This is a genomic window from Kitasatospora sp. NPDC127035 (genome assembly GCF_042726075.1).
Lineage (GTDB): Bacteria > Actinomycetota > Actinomycetes > Streptomycetales > Streptomycetaceae > Kitasatospora.
Map to the genome: position 1 here is coordinate 66117 of NZ_JBHXDN010000037.1, position 26453 is coordinate 92569.

At 74.4% G+C, this 26453-nt stretch carries 27 protein-coding genes; 14 read left to right on the forward strand and 13 right to left on the reverse strand.

All coding sequences use genetic code 11. The features are described from left to right. Positions 1-111 precede the first annotated feature (111 nt). The 3 genes from ACFWIC_RS24405 to ACFWIC_RS24415 are packed head-to-tail and all read left to right on the forward strand — an operon-like array spanning position 112 to position 3222. The gene (locus tag ACFWIC_RS24405; protein WP_329883177.1) at positions 112-1395 is read left to right on the forward strand and encodes a magnesium transporter MgtE N-terminal domain-containing protein; all 1284 of its coding nucleotides are present in this window, start codon (positions 112-114) and stop codon (positions 1393-1395) included. After that, the gene (locus ACFWIC_RS24410) at positions 1385-2005 is read left to right on the forward strand and encodes a DUF1003 domain-containing protein (protein ID WP_380356432.1); all 621 of its coding nucleotides are present in this window, start codon (positions 1385-1387) and stop codon (positions 2003-2005) included. Before ACFWIC_RS24405 ends, ACFWIC_RS24410 begins: the two co-directional genes overlap by 11 nt. 56 nt (positions 2006-2061) lie before the next feature. Continuing rightward, a complete protein-coding gene (locus ACFWIC_RS24415) occupies positions 2062-3222 on the forward strand; it encodes an Mrp/NBP35 family ATP-binding protein (RefSeq protein ID WP_329883178.1) in 1161 nt (386 codons plus the stop codon). Between the two features lie 94 nt (positions 3223-3316). Here ACFWIC_RS24415 and ACFWIC_RS24420 read toward each other — a convergent pair whose 3' ends face one another. The 4 genes from ACFWIC_RS24420 to sigE form a co-directional block, all read right to left on the reverse strand. Then, the gene (locus tag ACFWIC_RS24420; protein WP_380356435.1) at positions 3317-4003 is read right to left on the reverse strand and encodes a hypothetical protein; all 687 of its coding nucleotides are present in this window, start codon (positions 4001-4003) and stop codon (positions 3317-3319) included. Between the two features lie 322 nt (positions 4004-4325). After that, a complete protein-coding gene (locus ACFWIC_RS24425) occupies positions 4326-4775 on the reverse strand; it encodes a sec-independent translocase (protein WP_329949221.1) in 450 nt (149 codons plus the stop codon). A 131-nt stretch (positions 4776-4906) separates the two neighbouring features. Further along, positions 4907-5929 (reverse strand): zf-HC2 domain-containing protein, encoded by a 1023-nt coding sequence (locus tag ACFWIC_RS24430; protein ID WP_329883181.1) that lies wholly within the window; start codon positions 5927-5929, stop codon positions 4907-4909. Then, the gene (gene sigE, locus ACFWIC_RS24435) at positions 5926-6666 is read right to left on the reverse strand and encodes an RNA polymerase sigma factor SigE (protein WP_380356468.1); all 741 of its coding nucleotides are present in this window, start codon (positions 6664-6666) and stop codon (positions 5926-5928) included. Before sigE ends, ACFWIC_RS24430 begins: the two co-directional genes overlap by 4 nt. 382 nt (positions 6667-7048) lie before the next feature. Here sigE and ACFWIC_RS24440 point away from each other — a divergent pair, with 382 nt between their 5' ends. Beyond that, positions 7049-7618, forward strand: a complete 570-nt coding sequence (locus ACFWIC_RS24440; RefSeq protein ID WP_380356471.1) for an O-methyltransferase — start codon at positions 7049-7051, stop codon at positions 7616-7618. A gap of 141 nt (positions 7619-7759) precedes the next feature. Here ACFWIC_RS24440 and ACFWIC_RS24445 read toward each other — a convergent pair whose 3' ends face one another. Beyond that, complete coding sequence (locus ACFWIC_RS24445) at positions 7760-7927, reverse strand: DUF3117 domain-containing protein (protein WP_014137929.1); 168 nt, start codon at positions 7925-7927, stop codon at positions 7760-7762. A gap of 308 nt (positions 7928-8235) precedes the next feature. Here ACFWIC_RS24445 and ACFWIC_RS24450 point away from each other — a divergent pair, with 308 nt between their 5' ends. Continuing rightward, entirely contained in the window at positions 8236-9036 is an 801-nt protein-coding gene (locus tag ACFWIC_RS24450; RefSeq protein ID WP_329883182.1) for an enoyl-CoA hydratase-related protein, read from the forward strand. A 57-nt stretch (positions 9037-9093) separates the two neighbouring features. Here the strand turns inward: ACFWIC_RS24450 and ACFWIC_RS24455 are convergent, their stop codons facing one another. Both ACFWIC_RS24455 and ACFWIC_RS24460 read right to left on the reverse strand, forming a co-directional pair. Further along, entirely contained in the window at positions 9094-9738 is a 645-nt protein-coding gene (locus ACFWIC_RS24455) for a DNA-3-methyladenine glycosylase I (protein ID WP_329949219.1), read from the reverse strand. Beyond that, entirely contained in the window at positions 9735-10166 is a 432-nt protein-coding gene (locus tag ACFWIC_RS24460) for a DivIVA domain-containing protein (protein WP_329883183.1), read from the reverse strand. Before ACFWIC_RS24460 ends, ACFWIC_RS24455 begins: the two co-directional genes overlap by 4 nt. 156 nt (positions 10167-10322) lie before the next feature. Here ACFWIC_RS24460 and folP point away from each other — a divergent pair, with 156 nt between their 5' ends. Then, positions 10323-11135, forward strand: a complete 813-nt coding sequence (gene folP / locus ACFWIC_RS24465; protein ID WP_380520021.1) for a dihydropteroate synthase — start codon at positions 10323-10325, stop codon at positions 11133-11135. 19 nt (positions 11136-11154) lie between these two features. Here folP and ACFWIC_RS24470 read toward each other — a convergent pair whose 3' ends face one another. Then, positions 11155-11964 (reverse strand): TIGR00730 family Rossman fold protein, encoded by an 810-nt coding sequence (locus ACFWIC_RS24470; protein WP_329883184.1) that lies wholly within the window; start codon positions 11962-11964, stop codon positions 11155-11157. A gap of 99 nt (positions 11965-12063) precedes the next feature. Then, positions 12064-13137 (reverse strand): succinyl-diaminopimelate desuccinylase, encoded by a 1074-nt coding sequence (gene dapE / locus ACFWIC_RS24475; protein WP_329883185.1) that lies wholly within the window; start codon positions 13135-13137, stop codon positions 12064-12066. Between the two features lie 176 nt (positions 13138-13313). Here dapE and ACFWIC_RS24480 point away from each other — a divergent pair, with 176 nt between their 5' ends. Further along, positions 13314-14327: a hypothetical protein gene (locus ACFWIC_RS24480; protein ID WP_380520016.1), complete on the forward strand. Its 1014-nt coding sequence runs from the start codon at positions 13314-13316 to the stop codon at positions 14325-14327. 372 nt (positions 14328-14699) lie between these two features. Beyond that, positions 14700-15485 carry a hypothetical protein gene (locus ACFWIC_RS24485; RefSeq protein ID WP_380520017.1) on the forward strand — a complete coding sequence of 262 codons (786 nt, stop codon included), beginning with the start codon at positions 14700-14702 and terminating at the stop codon, positions 15483-15485. 99 nt (positions 15486-15584) lie between these two features. On the opposite strand, the gene dapC is transcribed toward ACFWIC_RS24485, so the two are convergent. After that, positions 15585-16757, reverse strand: coding sequence for a succinyldiaminopimelate transaminase (dapC, locus tag ACFWIC_RS24490; RefSeq protein ID WP_380356456.1), 1173 nt, complete (start codon positions 16755-16757; stop codon positions 15585-15587). 21 nt (positions 16758-16778) lie between these two features. After that, positions 16779-17105 (reverse strand): ferredoxin, encoded by a 327-nt coding sequence (gene fdxA, locus ACFWIC_RS24495; protein WP_030459925.1) that lies wholly within the window; start codon positions 17103-17105, stop codon positions 16779-16781. 226 nt (positions 17106-17331) lie between these two features. On the opposite strand from fdxA, the gene ACFWIC_RS24500 reads away from it, so the two are divergent. After that, the gene (locus ACFWIC_RS24500; RefSeq protein WP_329949216.1) at positions 17332-18255 is read left to right on the forward strand and encodes a GNAT family N-acetyltransferase; all 924 of its coding nucleotides are present in this window, start codon (positions 17332-17334) and stop codon (positions 18253-18255) included. Positions 18256-18278: 23 nt separating this feature from the next. Continuing rightward, positions 18279-19196 (forward strand): transglutaminase-like domain-containing protein, encoded by a 918-nt coding sequence (locus tag ACFWIC_RS24505; protein WP_329949215.1) that lies wholly within the window; start codon positions 18279-18281, stop codon positions 19194-19196. Between the two features lie 29 nt (positions 19197-19225). Here ACFWIC_RS24505 and ACFWIC_RS24510 read toward each other — a convergent pair whose 3' ends face one another. Both ACFWIC_RS24510 and ACFWIC_RS24515 read right to left on the reverse strand, forming a co-directional pair. Then, entirely contained in the window at positions 19226-19426 is a 201-nt protein-coding gene (locus ACFWIC_RS24510) for a hypothetical protein (protein ID WP_329949214.1), read from the reverse strand. A 393-nt stretch (positions 19427-19819) separates the two neighbouring features. After that, positions 19820-21973 (reverse strand): prolyl oligopeptidase family serine peptidase, encoded by a 2154-nt coding sequence (locus tag ACFWIC_RS24515; RefSeq protein ID WP_380520018.1) that lies wholly within the window; start codon positions 21971-21973, stop codon positions 19820-19822. A 314-nt stretch (positions 21974-22287) separates the two neighbouring features. Here ACFWIC_RS24515 and ACFWIC_RS24520 point away from each other — a divergent pair, with 314 nt between their 5' ends. The 4 genes from ACFWIC_RS24520 to ACFWIC_RS24535 all read left to right on the forward strand — a co-directional run bounded on the left by ACFWIC_RS24520 (position 22288) and on the right by ACFWIC_RS24535 (position 26386). Next, entirely contained in the window at positions 22288-22482 is a 195-nt protein-coding gene (locus ACFWIC_RS24520; RefSeq protein WP_329949212.1) for a DUF2304 family protein, read from the forward strand. A gap of 30 nt (positions 22483-22512) precedes the next feature. Further along, positions 22513-23424 (forward strand): N-acetyl-1-D-myo-inositol-2-amino-2-deoxy-alpha-D-glucopyranoside deacetylase, encoded by a 912-nt coding sequence (gene mshB / locus ACFWIC_RS24525; protein ID WP_329949211.1) that lies wholly within the window; start codon positions 22513-22515, stop codon positions 23422-23424. Further along, the gene (locus ACFWIC_RS24530; protein ID WP_329949210.1) at positions 23421-23882 is read left to right on the forward strand and encodes a DUF6113 family protein; all 462 of its coding nucleotides are present in this window, start codon (positions 23421-23423) and stop codon (positions 23880-23882) included. Before mshB ends, ACFWIC_RS24530 begins: the two co-directional genes overlap by 4 nt. A gap of 236 nt (positions 23883-24118) precedes the next feature. Then, complete coding sequence (locus ACFWIC_RS24535) at positions 24119-26386, forward strand: peptidoglycan binding domain-containing protein (protein WP_380520019.1); 2268 nt, start codon at positions 24119-24121, stop codon at positions 26384-26386. The last annotated feature ends 67 nt before the right edge of the window (positions 26387-26453 follow it).

Consider the following 26453-nt stretch of genomic DNA (forward strand, 5'->3'; position numbering starts at 1 on the left):
GTGCCCGGTTCGCCCAGGTTTCCACCGAGCCCGGTCGCGGGTCCCCGCGTAGCCTTGGCCACGGGGCGTGCCCGCGCGCCCGACCGGAGCGTCGAGCGAGCGAGGGAGTCCATGGCAGGGGCAGGCAGCCGGGTCTTCATCTCCCACCTCTCCGGCATCGCCGTCTTCGACCCGAACGGCGACCAGGTCGGCCGGGTCCGGGACGTCGTGGTCACGCTCCGCCTCGGTGGCCGACCGCCCCGGGTGCTCGGACTCGTGGTCGAAGTGATCGGCCGCCGCCGGATCTTCCTCCCGATGACCCGGGTGACCAGCCTGGAATCCGGCCAGGTGCTGACCACCGGCGTGATCAACATGCGCCGCTTCGAACAGCGCACGTCCGAGACGCTCGTCCTCGGCGAACTGCTGGACCGCATCGTCACCTGGAGCAAGTCCGACCAGGACGTCACCGTCCTGGACGTCGCGATGGTGCAGACCCGGCTGCGCGAGTGGGAGATCAGCAAGGTCTTCGTCCAGGTCGGCCGGCCCGGTCGGCTGCGCAAGTCCAAGGGCGAGACGCTCACCCTGGACTGGAAGGACGTCACCGGCTTCGCCCTCGCCGAGGAGAACCAGGGCGCCGCCAACCTGCTCGCGACCTTCGACCAGCTGCGCGCCGCCGACCTCGCCAACGTCATGCACCACCTCTCCGCCAAGCGCCGCGCCGAGGTCGCCGCCGCACTCGACGACGAACGGCTCGCCGACGTCCTGGAGGAGCTGCCCGAGGACGACCAGGTCGAGATCATCGGCAAGCTCAAGGACGAACGGGCCGCCGACGTCCTGGAGGCGATGGACCCGGACGACGCCGCCGACCTGCTCTCCGAACTGCCCGGCGACGAGGCCGAGCGGCTGCTCCAGCTGATGGAACCGGAGGAGGCAGAGCCCGTCCGCCGCCTGCTCACCTACGAGGAGAACACCGCCGGCGGCCTGATGACCACCGAGCCGATCGTGCTGGAGCCGAACGCCACGGTGGCCGAGGCGCTGGCCCGGGTGCGGGTCTCCGACAACAAGCCCGCGCTGGCCGCGCAGGTCTTCGTCTGCCGCCCGCCCAACGAGACGCCGACCGGCAAGTACCTGGGCACCGTGCACTTCCAGCGGCTGCTGCGCGAACCCCCGTACACCCTGGTCGGCTCGCTGGTGGACGACGACCTGGACCCGCTGCCGCCGGACACCCCGCTGACGCTGGTCACCAGCTACCTGGCGACGTACAACATGGTCGCCGCCCCCGTGGTCGACGAGGCCGACCACCTGGTCGGCGCGGTGACCGTCGACGACGTGCTCGACCACCTGCTGCCCGAGGACTGGCGCGAGGCCGCCCCGCACGGGCCGGCCGACGAGAGAGAGGTGACCGGTGGACGCTGACCGCAAGGGCCGACGGGACGACTCGCCCCGCCAGCGCCTGCAGGGCGAGCTGCGCCAGCTGCGCGAGGTGCGCGCCCGCGAACGCGGCCGCGTCCAGCGCACCGAACCCCCGTCCGGAGGCGGCCGCGCCCGGCTCGACCAGCCGCGCACCACCCGCCCCGGCCTGATCACCCTGCCGACGTACGACCCGGAGGCCTTCGGCAAGCTCTCCGAGCGGATCGCGCGCTTCCTCGGCACCGGGCGGTTCATCGTCTGGATGACCATCGTCGTGATCGTGTGGGTGGGCTGGAACACCGTGCTGCCGGACCAGGTGCACTTCGACGACTACCCGTTCATCTTCCTCACCCTGATGCTCTCGCTCCAGGCCTCGTACGCGGCGCCGCTGATCCTGCTGGCACAGAACCGCCAGGCCGACCGGGACCGCGTCAACATGGAGCAGGACCGCGCCCGCAGCGACCGCAACATCGCCGACACCGAGTACCTCACCCGCGAGGTGGCCGCGCTCCGCCAGGGCCTCGGAGAGGTCGCCACCCGCGACTTCCTCCGCTCCGAACTCCAGGCGCTGCTCAAGGAGATCGACGAGCGCCGGGAGACCTCGGACGTGCTGTGACCTGCGGCACGCTACCGACCGGTTAAGCACCCTTCCCGGCGCCGTACCATCAAGGCATGGCCAACGAGACAGAGGTCGCGGCCGGCGTCACGGAGGAGTCCGTACGCCAGGCGCTTGCGACCGTCAACGACCCGGAGATCAACCGCCCGATCACCGAGATCGGCATGGTGAAATCGGTCGGGATCGACGAGGGCGGCGCCGTGCGCGTCGCGGTCTACCTGACGGTCTCCGGCTGTCCGATGCGCGACACCATCACCGCCCGCGTCCGCGAGGCGGTCGGCCGGGTCCCCGGGGTGACCGGGGTCGAGGTCGAGCTCGACGTCATGAGCGACGAGCAGCGCAAGGAGCTCTCGCAGCTGCTGCGCGGCGGCGCCCCCGAGCGGGAGATCCCGTTCGCCAAGCCCGGCACGCTGACCCGGGTCTACGCGGTCGCCTCCGGCAAGGGCGGCGTCGGCAAGTCCTCGGTGACGGTCAACCTCGCGGCCGCGATGGCCGAGGACGGCCTGAAGGTCGCCGTCGTGGACGCCGACATCTACGGCCACAGCGTGCCGCGCATGCTGGGCGTCGAGGGCCGGCCGACCCAGGTCCAGGACATGATCATGCCGCCGCAGGCGCACGGCGTGAAGGTCATCTCGATCGGCATGTTCACCCCGGGCAACACCCCGGTGGTCTGGCGCGGTCCGATGCTGCACCGCGCACTCCAGCAGTTCCTGGCCGACGTGTACTGGGGCGACCTGGACGTCCTGCTGCTGGACCTGCCGCCCGGCACCGGCGACATCGCGATCTCGGTGGCCCAGCTGGTCCCCAACGCGGAGATCCTGATCGTCACCACCCCGCAGATGGCCGCCGCCGAGGTGGCCGAGCGGGCCGGCACCATCGCGGTGCAGACCCACCAGAAGATCGTCGGCGTGATCGAGAACATGTCCGGCATGCCGTGCCCGCACTGCGACGAGATGATCGACGTGTTCGGCACCGGCGGCGGCCAGATCGTCGCGGACGCGCTCACCCGCACCGTCGGCGCCACCGTCCCGGTGCTCGGCTCGATCCCGATCGACGTCCGGCTGCGCGAGGGCGGCGACGACGGTCGCCCGGTCGTCCTGGCCGCCCCCGACTCCCCGGCCGCTGCCGCCCTCCGCGCCGTCGCCGGCAAGCTCGGCGGCCGCCAGCGCGGTCTCTCCGGCCTCTCCCTCGGCCTCACCCCGAAGAACAAGTTCTGACGCGCCGCCACGTCGGTGGTGCGGCCGTGAGGGCGTGAAGGGGCCCGCCGGGAGACCGGCGGGCCCCTTCCGTGCGGCTTCGTCGCGGGCGCGCCTACGGGCGGGTGTAGGCGGTCAGGTCGGGGACGGTGGCGAAGCCGGCGCCGTAGGCGCTGACGCCCCGGCCGTAGGCGCCGAGCAGGACGCCGGGGGCCTCGCCCGCCAGCACCCACCCGTACTCGGACTCGCGGTAGCGGAACGGCTGCGGCAGCCCGTTGACCGGAAGGCTGAGGGTGGACCAGCCGGGGCCGGCCAGGTCGTCGGCGAGGTCCCAGGCGAGCGCGGACTGCTGCTCCAGCCAGTCCTGGCGCCGCGAGCGGTCCAGTTGCCCCGGCCAGGTGGCCGCGAGCAGGCCGGAGCCGGCCAGCCAGGCGGCCGAGGAGGCGGACGTCGCCTCCAGGGTCCCGGTGTTGTCGGCGCTGCGGCGGCTGTCCCGGCGGGCCACCGTCACGACGACGGCGAACTTCCGGACGTCCCGCGGCTCGTACTGGCGGGCCGGCTCCTCGCCGTGGCCCAGGCTGCCGTAGTCGACGGAGCCCCGGGCCGCCCCCGCGCGCGGACCGCCGGCGGCGCCCGGCCCGCCGGGCTGCAGGTAGCGGCGGCCGCTCCAGCCGTCGTCCAGGCCGTACCACGGGAAGTCCGCGGACAGGTACGGCATCAGCGGGTCCGCCGGGCCCGCCTGTCCGCCGACCACCGGTCCGCCGGCCGTGGCCGTCCCCACCGCCTGACTCGTCGCGTCCATCCCCGGGCCTCCTCAAACACACGTATCCCTGCCGTGGCGCGCTCCCATCGTGGCGTACCGCGGCGTCCCCACCGACCGTCTTCGGTCCGGAACGGACCGGAAAGTGACAGACGGCACAGCGGGAACAATCAGCACAATAGCGGCGCACACGTCGCCGCCCCGCTCAGCCGTGCGGGCGGGCGGGGCGGTGGTGTCGTCGGACGGGCGCCGGAAGGGTGAGCGCGGGGCCGGCGCCGAAGCGCGGGAACGACGCGGGAACGAGGGGGCACCGACCGTCGGCGCCGGGCCGGAACGCCCCGGAGGCGCGCGGGCGAAGCACCGCTCAGGTGGCGTCCGGGTCGAACGGGGGGCGCTCGCCGGGCTGCAGCGGGGAGCCGGCGGCGGCGGCCACCGGGGCCGTGACCGAGGACTTGTCCATCGAGACGGATCCGGACCGGCCGTGGCCGTTCACGGCGGCGGCGGGCTTGTCGTCCAGCACCGAGCGGATGTCGAGGCTGTCCCGCATGTCCTTGAGGCCCAGCGGGTCCTCTTCGCCGCCCATGAGCTGCTTGCGGACGAAGGTCTTCGGGTTGAGGTCCTCGAACTCGAAGTCCTTGAACTCGGGACCGAGCTCGCTGCGGATGTCCTCCTTCGCCGTGTCGGCGAAGGAACGGATCTTCCGGATGAAGCCCATGGTGTCCTGGATCAGCTTCGGCAGCTTGTCCGGACCGAAGATCACGATGGCCATGATGGCCAGGGTCAGGACCTCCAGTGTGCCCACGTCACTGAACACCAAAGCTCCCTAAGCTCGCGATCGGACAACGTCCCTCACAGGGTAATGGCCATCGGCGGGTTCATGACCCCGGTGTGATGAAGCCGTGGTGAAGACCCGCCGATGACCGTGACCGCAGGGGCCACCGCCGTCTATCTGTTCTCGTGGTGCAGCCCGGCCATCCCGGAGCTCGGGGTGCGCTCCGGCACCTCGTGCGGCGGGGTCGCGCCCCGGGTGACCGCCACCGGGCGGACCGGGAAGTCCACCGGTACCTGCGCGTTCATGGGGACCAGCCCGCCGCCGCGGCCGTTGCCGCCGGCCGGGCTGATCGTGGTGCCGTGCTGCTCGTCGCCCGGGCCGGCGAAGCCGCCGACCCCGCCGAGCGTCACCGCGGCGACCGAGAAGGCGCCGGCGGCGGCGAAGACGAAGCGGCGCCCGCGCGGCGGGACCTGCCGGACCACCGGGGCAGCCGCGGCCAGTGGCTGCGGCCCGACCGGGGCCGTCGGGCGGGCGGTCCGCCGGCCCATCAGCGGGCGCAGGACCGCACCGCCGCGACCGAACGCCCGCGGGTCGACCCCGGGCAGCGGCGCGTCGGCGCCCAGCGCGCCCGCTCCGAAGGAGGCGCCGGCCCCGCGGCCGAACGAACCGCCGTTCAGCCGGCTGCCGCCGAGCGTCCCGGCGGCCGGCAGCCCGCCGCCGGGCAGGTCGTCGTCGTCCCGGCCCGGGCGGTCGACCGGCGGCCGCTCGTCCTCCGGGAGCGCGCCGACGGCCATCAGCCGGGCCATCAGCGCCGACGACGGGCCGGGCGTACCGGTGCGGGTGAGGAGGTGCTTGACGGCGCGGCCCTCGTCGGCCTCGGCGAGGCACTGCGGACAGGTCGCCAGATGGGCCTGGACGCGGTCGCGCGAGTCGTGGCCGAGTTCGCCGTCGACGAAGGAGGAGAGCCGCTCACCGAGATGGTGCTCCTCGGCGGCCGGCTCGCCCGGGCGGACCGCGACGGCGCGCAGCGCGGGCTCGCCCGGCGCTCCGGCCTGGCCGCGTTCCGGCTGCGGTTCCCCGGAGGGGTCGGTCCCGTCGTGGCCGCGCCGCCCCAGGGCGGCCCAGCCGCCCCGGCGGGCCGCGGCCCGGCCGGGCACGTCGGAGTGGCCCGGTCCTGACCGGCCGGTTGCGCTCACGACCGCCTCCGTCCGCGACCGCCCGGCGCGACCGCGGCCTCACCGGCGACGGCGCCGACCGGCACCGGCTCGTCGGCACCGCCGCCGCGGCGCTCACGGCCGGGGGCGGCACCGGGTGCGCGGTGCTTGAGCGCGGCACGCAGGTGCGAGCGGCCGCGGTGGATGCGGCTGCGGACGGTACCGAGCTTCACGCCGAGCGTCGCGGCGATCTCCTCGTAGGAGAGTCCCTCGATGTCGCAGAGCACCACGGCGGCCCGGAACTCGGGCGCCAGGGTGTCCAGCGCCTGCTGGACGTCGGCGTCGAAGTGGGTGTCGCTGAAGTGCTGGGCCGGGCTGGGCTCGCGCGAGGCCAGCCGCTCGGCCGCGTCGTCACCGAGCGCGTCGAAGCGGATGCGCTGGCGTCGGCGGACCATGTCCAGGAACAGGTTGGTGGTGATCCGGTGCAGCCAGCCCTCGAACGTGCCGGGGGTGTACGTGGACAGCGAACGGAACACCCGGACGAAGACTTCCTGGGTGAGGTCCTCGGCGTCGTGCTGGTTACCGGTCAGCCGGTAGGCGAGGCGGTAGACACGGGCACTGTGGGCCTCGACGATCTCCTCCCAGCTGGGCGGAGTCCAGGTCTGCGCGTCGGGGCCCTCGGCGAAGGTCGCGAGGGCGGGGGCCTCGGCGGTACCGGCGGCCGGCGTCTGGGGCGCGGCGGCCGGCTGGTCCGGAGTGGAGTGCGCAGGCTGGTTCATCACGGGCTTCGGCGTACGGGCCGACGCGGTGCCGCGGGAGTGCCGCCGCACAGGGACGTCGCCCTCGGCCACACCTCCTCGGTCGGCTCTTCTGCCCAGCAGGGCCACCACCATATCCACCTCACCCGTCAAGCCCGGATAAAAGTGCCCGCGACCGTCAAGCCGGAGAACAGGCCCGGGAACCTCCTGTTCCCCCGGTCCCTGCCTCACCAACGGCCCGCCGCCGTACGCGGTTCCCGCCCGGCCAGTAATCTGTGGCAGGAAATATCGACATCCGCTAGGCGCCGGGCCGCCACCCGGGGCTCCGAAAGAGGCAGCCATCAGCGAGTTCGGGCCCGCGCATGCGGCTCTCGCGGACACCTACGTCGGCGAGGACGCGGTGCTGACCTACGCCCGGGCACAGTCCGCGCGAACCGGAATCAGGGCGATCGGACCCAGCGGAGGCGCCTGCCTCCGGCTGCTCGCGGCCGCGCTGGACGCCAAGGCGGTGGCCGAGATCGGCACCGGGACGGGCGTCTCCGGGGTCTACCTGCTGCGCGGGATGCGGCCGGACGGCGTGCTCACCACCGTCGACTCCGAACCGGTCCGCCAGCAGCTGGCCAGGGAGGCGTACCAGGCCGCCGGTTTCGCGGCCAACCGCTCGCGGTTCATACCGGGCCGGGCCCTGGAGGTGCTGCCGCGGCTCGCCGACGGCCAGTACGACCTGGTGTTCTGCGACGGCGACCCGGCGGAGTCACAGGAGTACCTGGCGGAGTCGCTGCGGCTGCTGCGGCCGGGCGGGATGGTCTGCTTCGAGGGCGTCTTCCAGGAGGGCCGGCTGGCCGAGCCGGAGCAGCAGGACCCGCAGACCCGGTCGGTCCGCGACCTGGTGCGCGACGTCCGGGAGAGCGAGAAGCTGCTGCCGGCGCTGCTGCCGGTCTCGGACGGGCTGCTCTGCGCCGTCAAACGCTGAGGGCCGACCCGGGGGGCCCGGGGGCCGCGCGGCGGGCTCCCGGGGCCCGTAGCGGCCCGGGAACGGCCGAGCCCGGGCCGACGTGATCGTCGGACCCGGGCCGGTGGCACATCTCCAGGAGATGGCGAGCACCTGCTGCGGTCAGCCGCAGGCCTTCTTCAGGGCCTCACCGAGGGCGTCGGCCTCGTCAGGCGTGAGCTCCACCACGAGGCGTCCGCCGCCTTCGAGCGGAACGCGCATGATGATGCCCCGCCCCTCTTTGGTGACTTCGAGCGGGCCGTCACCCGTCCGCGGCTTCATGGCCGCCATGCTCGTTCCCCTTCCTGCAACGCTCAGCTACGCACCGGCAGTCCGTCCACCGCCGGTATCGAACGCATTGATCGGAAGCCATTATCCCGCATGCCACGGCCTGATGACCAACATCACTCTCGGTGCAACCTCGGCCGGACCGCCCCCAACCGGCGCATTTCCCGCCATAAGCCCCGGCGCGGCGGTGATCAGTCCGCCGCCGGAAGGTGCGATACCTCACACTCCCCAGCCGGCCCCGCACTCCGGCATCCTGGCAGCCCACGACCACCGTGCGATCACCGCGCGACGAGCAAGGGAGCCCTCGCCCCATGTCCGATTCCGTGCTGTACGAGCTGGACGGCGGCCTGGCCGTCATCACCATCAACCGCCCGGAGGCGATGAACGCGCTGGACGTACCCACCAAGGTGGCTCTGCGTGACACCGTGACGGCCGCCGCCGAGGATCCGGCGGTGCGGGCCGTCCTGCTCACCGGCGCGGGCGACCGGGCGTTCTGCGTCGGCCAGGACCTCAAGGAGCACCTGGGCCGGCTCCGGCAGGCCGAGGAGACCGGCGAGGGCGCGCTGAAGACCGTCGCCGAGCACTACAACCCGCTGCTGCGGGCGCTGGCCGGGATGCGCAAGCCGACCGTGGCGGCGGTGGGCGGGGTGGCGGCCGGCGCGGGCGCCTCGCTGGCCTTCGCCTGCGACTTCCGGATCGTCTCGGAGACGGCCGGCTTCAACACCGCCTTCGCCGGTATCGCCCTGACCGCCGACTCGGGCGCGTCCTGGACGCTGCCGCGGCTGGTCGGACACGCCCGGGCGACCGAGCTGCTGATGCTGCCGCGCACCGTGAAGGCCGCCGAGGCGATGGAGCTGGGGCTGGCCACCAAGGTGGTTCCGGCCGCCGAACTGGCCGCCACCGCACGGGTGTTCGCCAAGGAGCTGGCCGATGGCCCGACCGTGGCGTACGGCGCGATCAAGGAGTCTCTGGCGTACGGCGCCGCGCACACGCTGAGCGAGCTGCTCGACAAGGAGGACGAGCTGCAGACGCTGGCCGGCGACAGCGAGGACCACCGGATCGCGGTCCGCGCCTTCATCGCCAAGGAGAAGCCGCAGTACCTGGGGCGCTGACCGGCGCACGGCCCGCCGGACCGCCCGCCCGCCGGCAGGTCCGCCGGCGACCGCGCGCTACGCCCCGGGCCGCGTCCCGTCGAGGACGGACCGGACGTGGCAGTCGGCGAGGTGGTCGTCGACCAGCCCGCAGGCCTGCATCAGGGCGTAGGCGGTGGTCGGGCCGACGAACCGGAAGCCCTCCTTCTTCAGCGCCTTGGCCAGTGCCGTCGACTCGGGCGTGACGGCCGGTACCTCGCCCGTCGAGCGGGGGGCCGGCCGGTCCGGGTCTGCGGCGAACTGCCAGATCAGCGCGTCCAGCCCGCCGTCCAGGTCGCGGGCGACCCTGGCGTTGGCGATCGACGCCTCGATCTTGGCCCGGTTGCGGATGATCCCGGTGTCGCCGAGCAGCCGCTCGACGTCGGCCTCGCCGAACTCCGCGACCCTCGCGATCTCGAAGCCCGCGAAGGCGGACCGGAAGCCCTCGCGGCGGCGCAGGATGGTGATCCAGGAGAGCCCGGACTGGAAGGCCTCCAGGCAGACCCGCTCGAACAGGGCGTCGTCGCCGTGGACCGGGCGGCCCCACTCGGTGTCGTGGTAGGTGCGGTAGTCGTCCGCCGAGTCGCCCCAGGCGCAGCGGCGCAGGCCGTCCGGGCCGACGACGGCGCCACCGGTCGGGGCGTCCGTCGGGGCACCGGCCGCGACGTCCGCGTCGGCGCTCACCGGCCGTCCGCCGGCTCCGCGTCCTCCGGGCCGGCGGGAGCCTTGGTGAGGACGACGGCGGGCTCGACGACCTTGGCGAAGTCCTCCAGGCCGGGCAGCGGCTCGGCGCCCGTGCCGGGGCGGTCGGCGGCCTCCACCGCGCCGCGCACGGCGGCGAGCGCCTCCAGCTCGACGATCCGCGCGTCGCGGTAGGCGAGTTCGACGCCCAGCCGGTCGAGCACGTCGTCCACCTCGTCCATCCGGTAGCCGCGGACGGCCATCGGCAGACGGATCGCCTCGACGTCCTCCTGACCGAGCGGGCGGTCCTGCGGCAGCCCGGCGGCGATCCGGTCGTGCACCGCCTCCGGCAGCGAGCCGCCCCCGCCCAGCGCCACCAGCGCGGCGCCGCCGACCACCACGGCCATCGCCACCACGATCACCCAGAACACGAGCGGTCCTCCCGATTTTCCGGCCGGCCCCGACAGGAGTGGGATCATGGTCCCGATGGGCCGGGGGCCATCATCGCACTCGCAGCAGCTGTGGAGGAGACATCGGTGGCACTGCGCCTGGGACCACGGGAATTCGGCGACGACGAGCTGGTGATCATGGCGATCGTCAACCGGACTCCTGACTCGTTCTTCGACAAGGGCGCCACCTTCGCCGACGAGGCGGCGTTCGCCGCCGCCGACCGCGCGATGGCCGAGGGCGCCGCGATCCTGGACATCGGCGGGGTGAAGGCCGGGCCGGGCGACGAGGTCACCGTCGAGGAGGAGCTGAGGCGCACCGTGCCGTTCGTGGCGGAGCTGCGCAAGCGCCACCCGGAGGCCGTGATCAGCGTCGACACCTGGCGGCACGAGGTCGGCGAGGCGGTCTGCGAGGTCGGCGCGGACCTGCTGAACGACGCCTGGGGCGGGGTGGACCCGCGGCTGGCCGAGGTGGCCGCCCGGCACGACGCCGGGCTGGTCTGCACCCACGCGGGCGGCGCCGAGCCGCGGACCCGACCGCACCGGACCGGGTACCCGGACGTGATGGCGGACATCCTGCGGGTGACCGTCGGGCTGGCCGAGCGGGCGGTGGGGCTCGGCGTGCGGCGGGACGCGGTGGTCATCGACCCGGGGCACGACTTCGGCAAGAACACCCGGCACTCGCTGGAGGCGACCCGGCGGCTGCCGGAGATGACGGCGACCGGGTTCCCGGTGCTGGTCTCGCTCTCCAACAAGGACTTCGTCGGCGAGACCCTGGACCTGCCGGTGGACCGGCGGCTGCTCGGCACGCTGGCGACCACCGCGGTCTCCGCCTGGCTGGGCGCCCGGGTGTACCGGGTGCACCAGGTGGCGGAGACCCGGCAGGTGCTGGACATGGTCGCCTCGATCCGCGGCAGCCGTCCCCCGGCGGTCGCCCGCCGGGGGTTGGCCTGAGAGGCGCGCCGGGCAGGGCCTAGATCTCGTTCACCGGCCGGCGGGCGTCGGCGAGGATCTTCAGGACCTCGTCGATGTCGTCGGTGATGTGGAAGAGCTCCAGGTCGTGCGGGGCGGCCTTGCCCTGCGCGACCAGGGTGTTCTTCAGCCAGTCGGCCAGCCCGCCCCAGTACTCGCTGCCGAAGAGGATCACCGGGAAGCGGGTGACCTTCTTCGTCTGCACCAGGGTGAGCGCCTCGAACAGCTCGTCCAGCGTGCCGAGGCCGCCGGGCAGGACGACGAACCCCTGGGCGTACTTCACGAACATCGTCTTGCGGACGAAGAAGTAGCGGAAGTTCAGCCCGAGGTCGACGAACTCGTTGAGCCCCTGCTCGAAGGGCAGCTCGATGCCGAGCCCGACGCTGAGCCCGCCGGCGTCCGAGGCGCCCCGGTTGGCCGCCTCCATCGCCCCGGGGCCGCCCCCGGTGATCACCGCGTAGCCGGCCTCGGCCAGCGCCCGTCCGATCGCCACGCCCGCCGCGTACTCGGTCGAGTCGACCGGGGTCCGGGCGGAGCCGAAGACGCTGATCGCGGGCGGGAGTTCGGCCAGCGCGCCGAAGCCCTCGACGAACTCCGAGGTGATCCGCAGGACCCGCCAGGGGTCGGTGTGCAGCCAGTCGGTCGGGCCGGTGGTGTCCAGCAGGCGCTGGTCCGTCGTGCTCTCGCCGACCTGGTCCCGGCGCACCAGCACCGGGCCCTTCTGCTTCTCGGGCCACGCCTTCTTCGGGTGCGGCTCGCCCACCTGCTCAGGACCGTGTCCGTAGTGCTTTTCGTCTCCAGTGCCTGTCATGACGAAACCCTACGCCCGCCGATCCCGGTTTTCAGGCAACGGTGAAAGGTCGGTTGGGCAACCGGAAGGTGGCGTTCAGCCGTTGATGCGCTTGTCACCTCAGTCGGTCAGCCAGGCGCGCAGCCGCTCCTCGGTCTCGGCGATGGCGGTGAGCGAGCAGTGCTCGTCCCGCTTGTGGGCCTGGTTCGGGTCGCCCGGGCCGTAGTTGACCGCCGGGACGCCGAGCGCGCTGAACCGGGCGACGTCGGTCCAGCCGAACTTGGCGCGGGCCGTGCCGCCGGTCGCGGCCACGAACGCCCGGGCGGCCGGCTGCGCGAGGCCGGGCAGCGCGCCCGGGGCGAAGTCGGTGACCGTGACCTCGTAGCCGTCGAGGACCTCGCGCACGTGCTTCTCGGCCGCGGCCTCGTCGCGGTCCGGGGCGAACCGGAAGTTGACGGTCACCACGCACTCGTCGGGGATGACGTTCCCGGCCACCCCCCCGTCGATCCGCACCGCGTTGAGGCCCTCGCGGTACTCCAGCCCGTCGATCTCGACCCGGCGCGGCTCGTACGCGGCGAGCCGGCCGAGCACCTCGGCGGCGTGGTGGATGGCGTTGTCGCCGAGCCAGCTGCGGGCCGAGTGGGCGCGCACGCCGGTGAGCCGGACCTGTGCGCGCAGGGTGCCCTGGCAGCCGCCCTCGACGGTGGCCTGGCTGGGCTCCATCAGCACGGCGAAGTCGGCGGCCAGCCAGTCGGGGTGGGCCTGGACGAGGTGCCCGAGGCCGTTGCGGTGGGCCTCCACCTCCTCGCAGTCGTAGAACACGAAGGTGAGGTCGCGGTTGGGCTCCGGCAGGGTGGCGGCGAGCCTGAGCTGGACGGCCACGCCGGACTTCATGTCGGAGGTGCCGCAGCCGTAGAGGAGGTCGCCCTCGACGTAGGAGGGCAGGTTGTCGGCGATCGGCACCGTGTCCAGGTGCCCGGCGAGCAGCACGCGTTCGGCCCGGCCGAGGTCGGTGCGGGCCACCACGTTGTTGCCGTACCGGTCGACGGTCAGGTGCGGGTAGGCGCGCAGGGCGGCCTCCACGGCGTCGGCGAGCGCCTGCTCGTCGCCGCTGACGGAGGGGAAGTCCACCAGCTGGGCGGTCAGCGCGCCGCCGTCGAGGGTGAGGTCCAGGGACGTCTTCGGGCTGCTCATGGTCACCCAGCCTAGTCCGGTGGCGGGTCACGGCGCGGCCCCGCCGTAGCGGGGCTGTGACACCGTCACCCGCAACCGACGGTCACCGCACACCCGTCCGAGTGGGTACGGTGTCGGTTCGGATGCCCGGCCCGGAACCCCGGTCCGGACAGCACGGTTCGGTGAGAGGGGCGGCGGTGGCCAGGAGAAGGAGCGGCGGCCGGGACGACGGCACGGTGCCCCGGCGGCGTCGTGGACTGCGGGCGGTGCTGATCGGTCTGCTGGTGCTGGCCGTGGTGGCGGTCGGGCTGTTCTGGCTCCGCGACCAGAAGCTGCTGACCCCCGAGGGCTGCTCGGTGAAGACCCCGGCCGGCGAGGGCGAGCTGGAGATCCCGCAGGCGGCCAACGCGGCGACCATCGCCGCCGTCGCGCACTCCCGCGCCCTGCCGGACCGGGCGGTGACCATCTCGCTGGCCACCGCGATGCAGGAATCCAAGATCCGCAACCTGACCGGCGGCGACCGGGACTCGGTCGGCCTGTTCCAGCAGCGGCCCTCCCAGGGCTGGGGCACCGTGCAGCAGATCATGGACCCGGTCTACGCGACCAACAAGTTCCTCGACGGCCTGGTGAAGGTCCCCGGCTACACCCGGCTGCCGCTGACCGACGCGGCCCAGCAGGTGCAGAAGAGCGGCTACCCGCAGGCCTACGCCAAGCACGAGACCAAGGCCACCCTGCTGGCCTCCGCGCTGACGGGCCGCGAGGCGGCCTCGCTGAACTGCGTGGTGCACGACTTCGCGGCGCCCGACGAGGCCGAGGAGGCACCGACGGCCACCGCCCCCGGCGCCACCGCCCCGGCCGCCGCCCCGCCGGACCGGACCCAGGTGCTGAGCGACCGGGTCCGCCGCGAGTTCGGCCGCACGGTGACCCCGGCCGGCGGCTACTCGTCCACGGTCAAGGGCGCCGAGAACGCCGTCTCGCTGACCCCTGACCCGACCGCCTCCACCGACGCCGGGCCGGACGCCGAGCGCCAGAGCGGCTGGGCGGTGGCGCACTGGGCGGTGACCCAGGCCCAGAAGCTGGGCATCGAGACCGTCGCGTACGACGGGAGGATCTGGCGGAAGGCGAAGTCGGAGGACGGCTGGAAGCCGCAGCCGACCGGGACCTCGACCACGCTGGTGCTGGTCTCACTGGCCGCGGCCGCGAAGAGCTGAGCAGCCCGCTGCGCCGGGCCGGCCGGTCACCCGGACGGCCCGGCGCAGTGGTGTTTCCGGGGGCGGGAGCCGCCCGGTCCGGGCCGCTGACGCACTGGTGTCCGGGTTGCCGCCGTACGAGTGATTCGTGTCAACGCAGGTGGACGGCCGGTGCCGGGGGGCCGGCCTGGCGCAGAACCGTCACTCCCCTTGCCCCGCCGTACCCGCACACCCCCGGCCGGGCACCCGGGCCCACCCCGACGGCGGTCGTACCATCCGATGGTCGGCTCGACGCTTTCCTTGCACCGACCGAAACCTTCTGGCTTCTCAAGCGGTAACAACGTCGTCCGCCCGGCGGACGAGACGGACACCAGACCCCCTTCGAGGAGCCCCATGTCTCACCCCCTCACGCGACGGATCGCCCAGGCCGCACTGCTCGTGGCGGCCGGCGCGACCCCGCTGGTCGCGGCCGGCTCCGCGTCCGCCGCCGACGCCCTCCTGCCCAAGAGCGACCTGGCCGCGCCGCTGAGCCAGCTGACCAACACCGACACGGGTTCCACCCTCCAGCACACCACCCACGAGCTGGGCAAGGCGGCCGGGAACACCGGCGCCGCCACCGTCGCCGCGGGCGTGCCCGCCACCGCCGACGCCACCGGCAACATCGTCGCGCAGCAGCTCCCCGAGGCCAACGAGAAGGCCAGCTCGCTGACGGCACCGCTCGACCAGACCGCCGCCACCACCGGCCAGCTCTCCGGCGTCACCCCGAAGGTCGCCAAGGCCCTGGCCGGCAAGCTCGGCGAGGCCGTCACCGGCCACGGCGCCACGCAGCGCAGCGCCGGCGCCGGCGCCAACCCGGTCGGCGGGCTCTCCCAGGCCGGCGCCCTCACCCAGGCCGTCCCCGGTGCCTCCGGCCTCACCAGCGCCGTTCCCAGCACCGGCACCGTGACCGACGCGCTGCCGCTCGGCGCCGTCACCCGCGCCCTCCCCGGCGGCCTGGCGGCCGACCTGCCGGGCGCCGACGTGCTCGGCCTGGCCGAGCACGGCTCGGCCAACCGCCTGGGCGGCGCCGACCTCGGCCCGAACAGCCCGCTGAACGGCCTGACCGGTCTGACCGGCCCGCTCGGCAGCCTGCTGGGCGGCGTCAACGGCGGCGCCCTCGGCGGCCTGCCGATCGGCTGAGACCCGCCCGCCGCATGCCGAGGGGCCGGCGTCCTGCACGCCGGCCCCTCGTGCGGCCCGGGGGAGCCGCGTACGACGCCGCTCCCCCGGGCCGTTCCGCTACGCCGCGGGCCCGGCGTGCAACCGCTCCACGGCCGCCGCGACCCGCTCGTCGGTCGCCGTGAAGGCGACCCGGACGAACCGTCCGCCGGCCGGCCCGTAGAAGTCGCCGGGCGCCACCAGGATGCCCAGGGCGGCCAGTTCGGCCACCGTCTCCCAGCACGGCCGGTCCTGGGTCACCCACAGGTAGAGGCTCGCCTCCGAGTGCTCGACCCGGAACCCGTACGCCTCCAGCGCGGACCGCAGCGCCGAGCGCCGGGCCGCGTACCGCTCGCGCTGCTCCGCCACGTGCGCGTCGTCCGCGAGCGCCGCGGCCGTCGCGGCCTGGACCGGGGCCGGCACGATCATGCCGCCGTGCTTGCGCACCTCCAGCAGCTCCTTGACCACCACCGGGTCGCCCGCCACGAAGGAGGCGCGGTAGCCAGCCAGGTTGGAGCGCTTGGAGAGGGAGTGGACGGCCAGCAGGCCCTCGTGCTGCCTCCCGTCACCGTCGGTCCCGCAGACGTCCGGGTGCAGGACGGAGACCGGGTCGGCCTCCCAGCCCAGCTCCAGGTAGCACTCGTCGCTGACCAGCAGCGCCCGGTGCTCCCTCGCCCACGCGACCGTGCGGCGGAGCTCGTCCTTGCCGAGCACCCGGCCGGTCGGGTTGGAGGGCGAGTTGACCCAGATCAGGCGGACCCGCGAACCGTCCAGCTCGTCCACCGAGTCGTACTCCACCGGCTCGGCGCCGCAGAGCCGGGCGCCCACCTCGTACGTCGGGTAGGCCAGCCGCGGGTAGGCGACCTGGTCGCCGGGGCCGAGGCCGAGCTGGGTCGGCAGCCAGGCCACGAGCTCCTTGGAGCCGACGGTCGGCAGCACGGCCTGCGGGCCGATCTCGGCGCCGACCCGGCGGTGCAGCCAGTCGGCGATCGCCCCGCGCAGCTCCACCGGGCCCCAGACGGTCGGATAGCCGGGGGTGTCGGTCGCGGCGGCGAGCGCCTTCTGGACCACCTCGGGCACCGGGTCGACGGGGGTCCCGACCGAGAAGTCGCAGAGCCCTCCGGGGTGCGCGAGAGCGGTCTTCTTGTACGGCTCCAGCTTGTCCCAGGGGAAGACCGGCAGGAGGTCCGAAACGCGGCGCGCCGCTCCCGGGTGGCCCGGGAACGGCGCGTGCGTGCTGTTCTTGGTAGTCACAGCTCAGATGCCACCGATCGGTCAGTGCTCGGCGTTCTGCGGCGGCAGAGCGGCGATGAACGGGTGGTCGCGCTCGATCAGACCGAGCTTCGACGCACCACCGGGCGAACCGAGATCGTCGAAGAACTCGACGTTCGCCTTGTAGTAGTCCTTCCACTCCTCCGGCGTGTCGTCCTCGTAGAAGATCGCCTCGACCGGGCAGACCGGCTCACAAGCGCCACAGTCGACACACTCATCCGGGTGGATGTAGAGCGATCGCTCGCCCTCGTAGATGCAGTCAACCGGGCACTCTTCGATGCACGCCTTGTCCTTGACGTCGACACAAGGCTGCGCGATGACGTAGGTCACGCTGTCGTTCCTCCTCGGAAGGGCACGGCGGCCCATTCTGTTTTCTCGCGTGCGCGGGTGAGCGCGGCGTCGTCGATGCCCGCCCCTAGTATCGCGGGTCGGAGACCGCAAATGCACAGGAGGTGCCCAGATGGCCGCCGAAGGGCCGGTTCAGGACCGTCCGGAAGTCCGGATAGGCCGTGCGGACGTTGGCCTGCGGGTCTCCGCCCGACGTCTCTCGGGCCTCGTGGACGGCAGGCCCGAGTTCCGCGACGTGATCGGCGTGCTCGCCTCCTGGGACGACCGGGGACTGACCGTCGTCCCGCGCACCGGCGGACCGGTCTCCTTCGACGAGCGGCTGCTCGTCGCGGGCAAGGTCGTACCGCTCTTCCCGGCCAGGCGCGCGCCGCTGCCGGCCGCCTCCCCGGTCGAACTCCAGCGGATCGCCGCCCGCGGCTGGCCGGCCGTCGACCGGGAACCGCTCGGTGCGTGGACGCTGCGCGCCTCGGCCGGATTCACCCGGCGGGCCAACTCCGTCCAGGCGCTCGGCGACCCCGGGCTCCCGCTCGACGAGGCGCTCGCGGCCGCCCGCGCCTGGTACGCGGCGCGCGGGCTGCCGGCCTGGGTGGAGGTCAGCACGCCCGGCTCCCCGGAACCGCTGCGGGCCGCGCTGGACCGGCTCGGCGCGGTGTACTCGCCGACCCTGGTGCGGGTCGCACCACTGGCCGGACTCGCCCGGGCGGGCGCCCCGGCGGCGGTCGGCCGGGTGCGGCTCTCCCGGACGGCCGGGCCGCAGTGGCTGTCGCTGTACCGCCGGGCCTCCGACGACCCGGCGGTCGAGGAGGCCGCCCTGCGGGTGATCCACGGCGGGCCGTCGGTCTGGTTCGCGACCGTGCCCGGGGCGCAGGGCCGGCCCCCGCTGGCGATCGGACGGTGCGTCGTCGACGGCCCGTGGGCCTGCTTCGGCGCGGTCGAGGTCGATGCCCGCGCGCGACGGGCCGGGCTGGCCACCGCGCTGATGGCGGTGCTCGCCTCCCGCGCCGCCGAGGAGGGCGCCACCGGCGCGTTCCTCCAGGTCGAGGCGGAGAACGACGGCGCCGTCGCGCTGTATGACGGACTCGGCTTCACGACCAGTCACACTTACCACTACGCGCGGCTCCCCCAGGGGTAGCGCCCACGCGTGGAACCGCCTGATTGTCCGCCCGTCCCCAGAAAGCCGCCGCAGCCACCGTGACCGAGCAGAGCAGAACACGCTTCCGGACCGAGGCCCGGGCCGAGCACCCCGATCCGGTGCTGCTCTGCCTGCTCGCGGCCGCCGAGCACACCCGCACCCCCGACCCGGACGACCCGGACGACCTGCCGGGCCCGCCCGCCCTCGCGGCCCTGCTCGCCGCCTGTGAGGCCGCGCTCGAACGGCACGCGGCCTCGGTCCGGCTCGCCGTCGCCGAACGGTTCCCGGCCGGGCCCGAGGAGACCGCCGCCCTGCTGGCCGCCGTCCTCGGCGGCCGGGAGCGGTTCCACGGACGGAAGTCCGACTACCGGCGGCTGGAGTCCTCGCTGCTGCCCGACGTGCTGCGGCGCCGGCGCGGTCTGCCGATCATGCTCGCGCTGGTCTGGATGGCCGTCGGCCGGCGGGCCGGACTCGCCGTGCACGGGATCGCCCTGCCCGGCCACTTCATCGTCGCGGTCGGCGGCCCCGCCGGCGGCGACGACTACGTGCTGGCCGACCCGTTCCACGGCGGCCGGCTGCTCGACCTGCCGGACGCGGCGGAGCTCGTCCGCGCCACCGGACACGAGTTCACCGCCGAACTGCTCACCCCCGCGGCACCGTTGGACATCGTGCTGCGGGTGCTCGGCAACATCCGGGCCTGGGCCGCCGACCGCCCCGAACACGCTCGCACCCAGCTCTGGGCCACCGAACTCGCCCTGCTCCTCCCCCGCCACCCCGCCCAGCTCCGCCTGGAACGGGCGGAGCTGCTGGTCCGCACCGGCGACTTCCTGGGCGGGGCCGGGGAGATGGACGAGTACGCCGAGATCCTGGACGCCTTCGATCCCGACACCGCCGCCAAGGTCCGCCGGGACGCCCGGGCCGCGCGGCACCGGCTGAACTGAGCCGCCCGGCGGGAATCGTCGGACGCGCGCTACAGCCCGCGCTCGACGGCGGCCGGACAGCCGGGGACGTCGGCCACCGGGGCGACCGGCCGTGCGGTCACGAGCGGATCCCCGGCGAAGAAGCCGACGGTGCACGCCCCCCGGTCCGGACCTCCGGCCGGGGTGAGCGCGGCGCAGGGGACCAGGGCCACGAGCAGGGCGGCGAGCACCGACACGGCAGGCTTCGACATGCCCGTCATGGTGCCCGCCGCCCGCGCCCGACAGCGGCCCGGCCGATCCTTCGGCACGGAGAGTTCCTCCGCCCGCAGCAACCGCCCGGGGCAACCGCCCGCGGGCGGGGTGCCGACCGGGGGCCGGTCCCCGTACCGGGCGGAGCGGCCACCGGAGCCGCAGACCGGAGCCGGTCCGGGGCGTTCACCGGGGCGGTTGTCGGAGGCGGGGGCTACCGTCCTCCCCGGAGGCCGGACGGATCGCCCCGCGCGGGCGCCCTCGGCCAAGGGGGAGCGGCATGGGCTCCCGGCACCGCTCGTCCGCGGGCCCGGCGCCCTGTTCCGGCCCCGCTCCCCCTCACACCGCCCGCCCCGGACCGTCCCCGACCGTCCCGGACCGTCCAGTCGCCGGGTCTAGATTCCGAGCGACTTCTTCACGAAGTCGACCTGGAGCAGCAGCAGGTTCTCCGCCACCTCCTCCTGCGGCGTCATGTGGGTGACCCCCGACAGCGGCAGCACCACGTGCGGCCGGCCGGCCGCCAGCAGCGCCGAGGAGAGCCGCAGGGTGTGCGCGGCCACCACGTTGTCGTCGGCCAGACCGTGAATGATCATCAGCGGCCGCTCCAGGCCCGCCGCGTAGCCGCTCAGCGAGTTGGCCGCGTACACCTCCGGCCGCTCGGCGGGGTGGCCGAGGTAGCGCTCGGTGTAGTGGGTGTCGTACAGCTCCCAGTCGGTGACCGGGGCGCCCGCGACGGCCGCGTGGAAGACGTCCGGACGGCGCAGCACGGCGAGCGCGGCGAGGTAGCCGCCGTACGACCAGCCGCGGATGGCGACCCGGTCGAGGTCCAGCGGGAACTCCCCGGCGAGCGCCCGCAGCGCGTCGGCCTGGTCGTCCAGGGTGGCGCCGGCGAAGTCGAAGGCGATCGACTTCTCCCAGGCCGGCGTGCGCCCGGGGGTGCCGCGCCCGTCGGCGACGACCACCGCGAAGCCCTGGTCGGCGAACCACTGCGAGTTGAGGTGCGGGTTGTGCGCCTGGACGACGCGCTGGCCGTGCGGGCCGCCGTACGGGTCCATCAGGACCGGCAGCAGGCCGTCCCGCTCGCGGTCGTAGCCGGTGGGCAGGAAGACGGCCGCGGGGATGCGGCGCTCGCCCGCGAAGCGGAAGACCGGGCGGGCGGTGATCACCGGGGCCTCGGCGTAGGAGGCGATGGTGGCGATGTCGTCCACCACCAGGCCCTCCGGCAGGTCCCGGGCGACCTGCACCAGCGTGCCGGGCAGGTCCGGCTCCGCGGTGGCCCGCACGGTGATGCCGGCCGCGTGCACGGCGGTGGTGACGGAGGTGAACGGCCGGCCGTTGGCGGCCTCCCAGGAGAGCCGCTTGCCGTCGTGGCTGATCCGGCCTGCGGCGATCCAGCCCGGCTCGGGGTCGCTCTCGCCCGCGCCGCCGGAGGCGGTGAAGAAGACCTCGTCGGCGGTGACGGCGAGCACCGACCGCAGGTGCAGGTCGGCGCCGGTGACGTTCAGGTCGCCGACCACCAGCGTCCGGGCGCCCGACTCGTCGGAGATGCGGACCAGCTTGCCGTCCGGCGTCCAGGCGGGCACGCCGGGGAACAGCTCCAGCCAGGCGTCGTCCCGCTCCTCGTGCAGCAGCTCGGTCGCGCCGGTCTCGACGTCCACCCCGAGGATCCGCTGGCTGCGCTGGTCGCGGGCCTGGACGAGCAGCAGCGGGACGCCGCCCTGCGACCAGTGCACCCGGGCCAGGTACGGGAAGGCCCCGCGGTCCCAGAGCACCTCGGTGCGGGCGCCGTCCAGGTCGAGCACCCAGAGGCCGACCTCGGCGTCGGCGGTGCCTGCGGCCGGGTACGCGACCTCGGCGGGCTCGCGGTCCGGGTTCGCCGGGTCCGCGATCCACCAGCGGCGCACCGGGGTGTCGTCGGCGCGCTCGACCAGCAGCCGGTCGCCGTCCGGGGACCACCAGTAGCCGCGGTCCCGGTGCATCTCCTCCTGGGCGATGAACTCGGCCTGACCCCAGGTCACGTTGGGTCCGTCGGGCCGGACGAGGGCCCGGTCGGCCGTCCCGTCGGCACGGGTGAGCCGCAGCTCGCCGGCGGTGTTCGCGTACGCGACGTGGAGGCCGTCCGGGGAAGGCCGCGGGTCGAGCAGCGGTCCCTCGGCGGGCAGCTCGGCCGTGGTGCCGTCGACCAGGTCGGCGGTGAAGAGGCGGCCGGAGAGCGCGAAGGCGGCGATCCGGCCGCTGCCGTCCAGGCCGTAGCCGACGACGCCGGCCGAGCCCTCCCGGCTGCGCTCACGGCGGGCCTTCTCGGCCGGGGAGAGGTCCTCCTCGCCGCCGCCGAGCAGGGCGACCGGGTCGGCGGCGACCCGCTCCTCCCCCGTGGCCGTGTCGAGGGTCCAGAGCAGGTTGGCGCGGTCGCTGCCGGACCGCGAGCGAAGGAAGACGACCCGGGAGCCGTCGGGTGCGACGGAGAACGACCGGGGCGCGCCGACGGTGTAGCGCAGGGTGCGCGCGTACTGCCTCGGGAAGGTGTCCGCTGGGGTGTGGGTGGTCATGGCACCTGACCCTACGACCTGGAGGTGCCACCCTCCGGCCGGTGGTGATCACTCGTTCGGAGCATCCGGCGCAAGTACGCCCGGAAGGGGCCCGCACCCCCTCCGACCGGCCCATGCGCCCCGGTGGTGCCCCCGTGCCCCGGGGTGCGCGGACTCACCGACCGTAATGATCCGCTCACCCATCGGGTATGACTGGTCCAACGGGTGATCGTCAGGCCTCGTCCCGGCCCCGGCCGCCCGACCGCAAGTCCCGCACGGTCCCGACCGCCGCCCTCCGCCGGGGGCGGCGCACCCGAGAAGGGGTGTGAGCCGCCATGGCTTTGTCCGTCTCCGCAGCCCTACTGATGCTGGTCATCGTGGTGGTGCTGATCCGCCGCTCCGGCCTGAAGCTCGCGCACGCCGTCGTCTGCGCGCTGCTCGGCTTCTACCTGGCCTCCAGTTCCATCGCCCCCTCGATCAGTCAGGTCACCAGCAACCTCGCCGGGATGATCAACGGCCTGAAGCTCTGACCCCGTGCGGCCGGTCGTTAGGCTGCTCCCATGACCGCCACTACCGGCCGCAGCCTGCTCCTGGTGCACGCCCATCCCGACGACGAGTCGATCGGCAACGGCGCCACGATGGCCAGGTACGTCGCCGAGGGCGCCCGCGTCACCCTGGTGACCTGCACCCTCGGCGAGGGCGGTGAGGTGATCCCCCCGGAGCTGGCCCACCTGACGGCCGATCGGGAGGACACCCTCGGCGCGCACCGGATCGGCGAGCTGTCCGAGGCGATGCGCGCGCTCGGGGTCACCGACTTCCGCTTCCTGGGCGGCCCGGGGCGCTACCGCGACTCCGGGATGTCGGGCGTGCCCGACAACGACGCGCCGGACTGCTTCTGGCGGGCCGACGTGGACGAGGCCGCCGGCCGGCTGGTCGCGGTCGTCCGCGAGGTGCGTCCGCAGGTCCTGGTCACCTACGACGAGGACGGCGGCTACGGGCACCCGGACCACATCCAGACGCACCGGGTCGCGATGCGCGCCCACGAGCTGGCCGCCGACGGGGCGTACCGGCCCGAACTGGGGCCGGCCTGGCGGATCGCCAAGGTGTACTGGAACCGGATGCCCCGGTCGGTGATCGAGCGGGGTCTCGCCGCGACCGCGGCCGGGTCGCCGTTCCCGGGCGTGGCGAAGCCGGGGGACGTTCCGGGGGTGGTCGCCGACGAGGCGGTCACCACCGTGCTGGACGGCGCCGCGTACGCCGACCGCAAGGCCGCCGCGATGGCGGCGCACGCCACCCAGATCACCGTGGCGGGCGACTTCTTCGCGCTCTCCAACGACCTCGGTCAGCCGCTGATCGCCACCGAGTACTACCAGTTGGTGCGCGGCCAGGCCGGTCCCCGGTTGCCGGAGGACGACCTCTTCGCGGGCCTCGGCACGGCCGCGGACCAGATCTCCCAGGAGGATGCCCGATGACCGCGCCCGCCGACGCCCGGCCGCAGCGCCGCTCGATCCCGGCGACCGTCCTCGGCACCCGGGACGAACGGCTGAACGAGTCCCAGCCACCCCGCATCGCACGGATCGCGGCTTATGTCCTGTTCTTCCTGCTGGGCATCGCGGTATCGGTGTGCGGAGCGTTTGTGCAGGCCTTGTGGCCACCCGTGGGAGTCCTGCTCGCACTCGCCGCCACCGCCGCGACCTTCTACGCCGGCCTGCGGGTCACCGGGACCCGGCTCGGCGCGGCCGCGCCGGCGGCCGGCTGGTTCCTCGCCCTGCTGCTGCTGATGGTGCCCCGTCCGGAGGGCGACAACGTCCTCTGGACCAATGCCACGTCGCTCGCCTGGCTGTTCGTCGGATCGATTCTGGGCGTGATCTGCGCCACCCTGCCGACCCGGACCAGCTGGTTTCCCGGAGTACCCGGTCCGCCGCGCTGATCGACCCGCCGAACCGCGTACGGTGGCCGGTACGACGAGCAGTCAGGACCACCCGGTCGTACTCTCATACCGGAAGAACCGGACGTATCGGGTTCTAACCGAACCGGTTCACCGCTCAGTTCTTCCCAGTATGGTGGTGCCGCAGAACGCCGTACCCGACGCCGCCCGCCAGGTCCGGCGCCGACGACCGCGGTCGCGCCGCACGGCCCGGCCCGCGAACCCGGAGCAGAGCAGCATTGAGCAGCCGCGAATCTGAGAACGCCCACCCGACGCCTCGGCGCACGGGCCCGGACGCCTACCCGTCGGGCACCCCGCCCTACGGCACACCGGGCTTCCCCGGCGGCGACCGCACGGGTGCCGGCACCGCCGGGGGCTCGGCTCCGGAGGGCGACGACGAGTCCCCGAAGACCGAGACCACCGTCACCACCCGCGTCCGGATCAACATCCCCGGCTCGCGCCCGATCCCGCCGGTGGTGGTCCGCAGCGCGGTCAAGAACGAGGACGGCCCCGGCGAGGACGCCCCGGCGCCCGCCCCGGCCGAACCGGCCGGGCCCCGGCACCGTTCCGCCGCGCCCTCCTCACCGGTGCTCGGTGTGATGGACGGCGGCGGCGCGCGCGCGGCCACCCCGCCGAACCTGCCCCCGGAGTGGCAGATCCCGCCGGCCACCTCCGAGTCCGAGTCGACCGGCGCGTGGTTCCGGCCGCGGCAGAAGAAGGCCGCCGACGCCCCGGCTCCCGTCGCGGCCTCGGCCCCGGTCGGCGCCCCGGGTGCCCAGGCCACCGCCGCCCAGCCGGCCCAGGCCGCTCCCGACGCCGGCCCCCGGCGCAACGGCACCCGGCCGAACGGCAGCCGCCCCGACGCCGGCCGCCCGAACGGCCGCCCGGTGCCCGCCCAGGCGCAGGCCCCCGCGCCTCGCCCGACCGGCGCACCCGCCTCGCCCTACGGCACCGGCCCGGAACTCCCCGCCGAGGAAGCCGGCGTCTACGCGGACGCCCCGGCCGACCCGTTCGCCCCGGGCCCCGCCGCCGACCCGTTCGCCCCCGGCGCCGGTGCACCCGGCCGGGCCCCCCAGGGCCCCGGCCGCCCGCTGCCCGGCGGACCCGAGGACACCTCGGTCGACGGCTTCGCACCGATCCGCGACGACGCCCCACCCGCCGCCATACCCGGCGTGCCCGGTGGCGCCGGCGCCCCCAACGGCGCCCCGCAGCCCGGCCTGTTCGCCTCCGCCCCGGCCGGCGCCGACCCGTTCGCCGCCCAGCGCCCGCCGGCCGGCGGGCCGAACGGCACACCGCCGCCCGCCGGCCTCTTCCCCGGCGCACCCCTCCGCCAGGGCGAGCCGGGCGGCCCGGGTGCCGGCGGTGGCCCCGGTGGCCCCGGTGGAGCCTTCGACGCCGCACCCGCCGACCCGTTCCGCGCCGCCCCCGGCCTGCCGCAGTACGACGGCCCGGGCACCGGCGTACCCGCCCCCGGCCCGGCCCCCGTGCCCACCCCGGCACCCGCCCCGCAGCCGGCCGCCCCCAAGCCCGCCTCCGGCACCGCCAAGCGCAAGCCCAGCGCCGCCAAGAAGCTGGTCAAGCTCGGCACCTACGCCGTCATCGGCGTGCTCTTCCTCGGCGCCGCCGCGTACGGCACCGGTCTGATGATGAACCAGTCCGACATCCCCAAGGGCACCGTCGTGCTCGGCACCGACATCGGCGGGAGCAACCGCGACCAGGCCATCCGCCAGCTCGACGAGACCGTCGGCAAGGCCGGCCAGCAGCCGGTCAAGCTGAAGGTCGGCGAGCAGACGCTGGACCTCGACCCGACCGCCGCCGGGCTGAGCTTCGACACCACCGCCACCGTCGACAAGCTCACCCAGCACTCCTACAACCCGGCCGACGTCCTCAAGTCGCTCAAGGGCGACGAGAAGGCCGTCCCGCCGGAGGTCAAGGTGGACCGGGCCAAGCTCAAGGCCGCCCTGGACGCCCTGGCCACCGGCTCCGGCCAGGGCCTGCAGGAGGGCTACGTCAAGTTCGGCGACAACGGCGAGGTCGTGGTGGTCCCGGGCAAGGCCGGCCAGGCCGTGGACTCCGCCTCCGCCGTGGAGCTGGTCGACGCGGCCTACCGCGACCGCGCCGCCGGCCGGACCGACCAGCCGGTCGCGCTGTCCGTGACGGCCGCCCAGCCGAAGAACTCCCCGCAGGCCCTGCAGGGCGCCGCCGACACCCTCGGCAAGTCCGCGGTGAACGGCATCGTCCGCATCCAGGCCGGCACCAAGAAGTGGGACTTCACCCCGAAGATCGCCGCCAAGACCCTCACCCTGGTGCCGGACGCCAACGGCAAGATCGTGCCCAAGTGGGACCTCGACGCGCTCAACGGCCAGCTGGCCGGGGCCTTCGACAAGGTCAAGATGAAGAAGAACGGCCAGCTGGTCCAGATCACCCCGCAGGACGTCGCCGACGCGGTCACCTCGGTGCTGGACAAGACCGGCGAGCGGGACCGCACGGTCAAGTTCACCGTCTGACCCCGGAGTGGGGGGGGGGGGGGGGGGGCGCGCGGGGGGCGCCCCCCCCCCCACCCGCCCCCCCCAG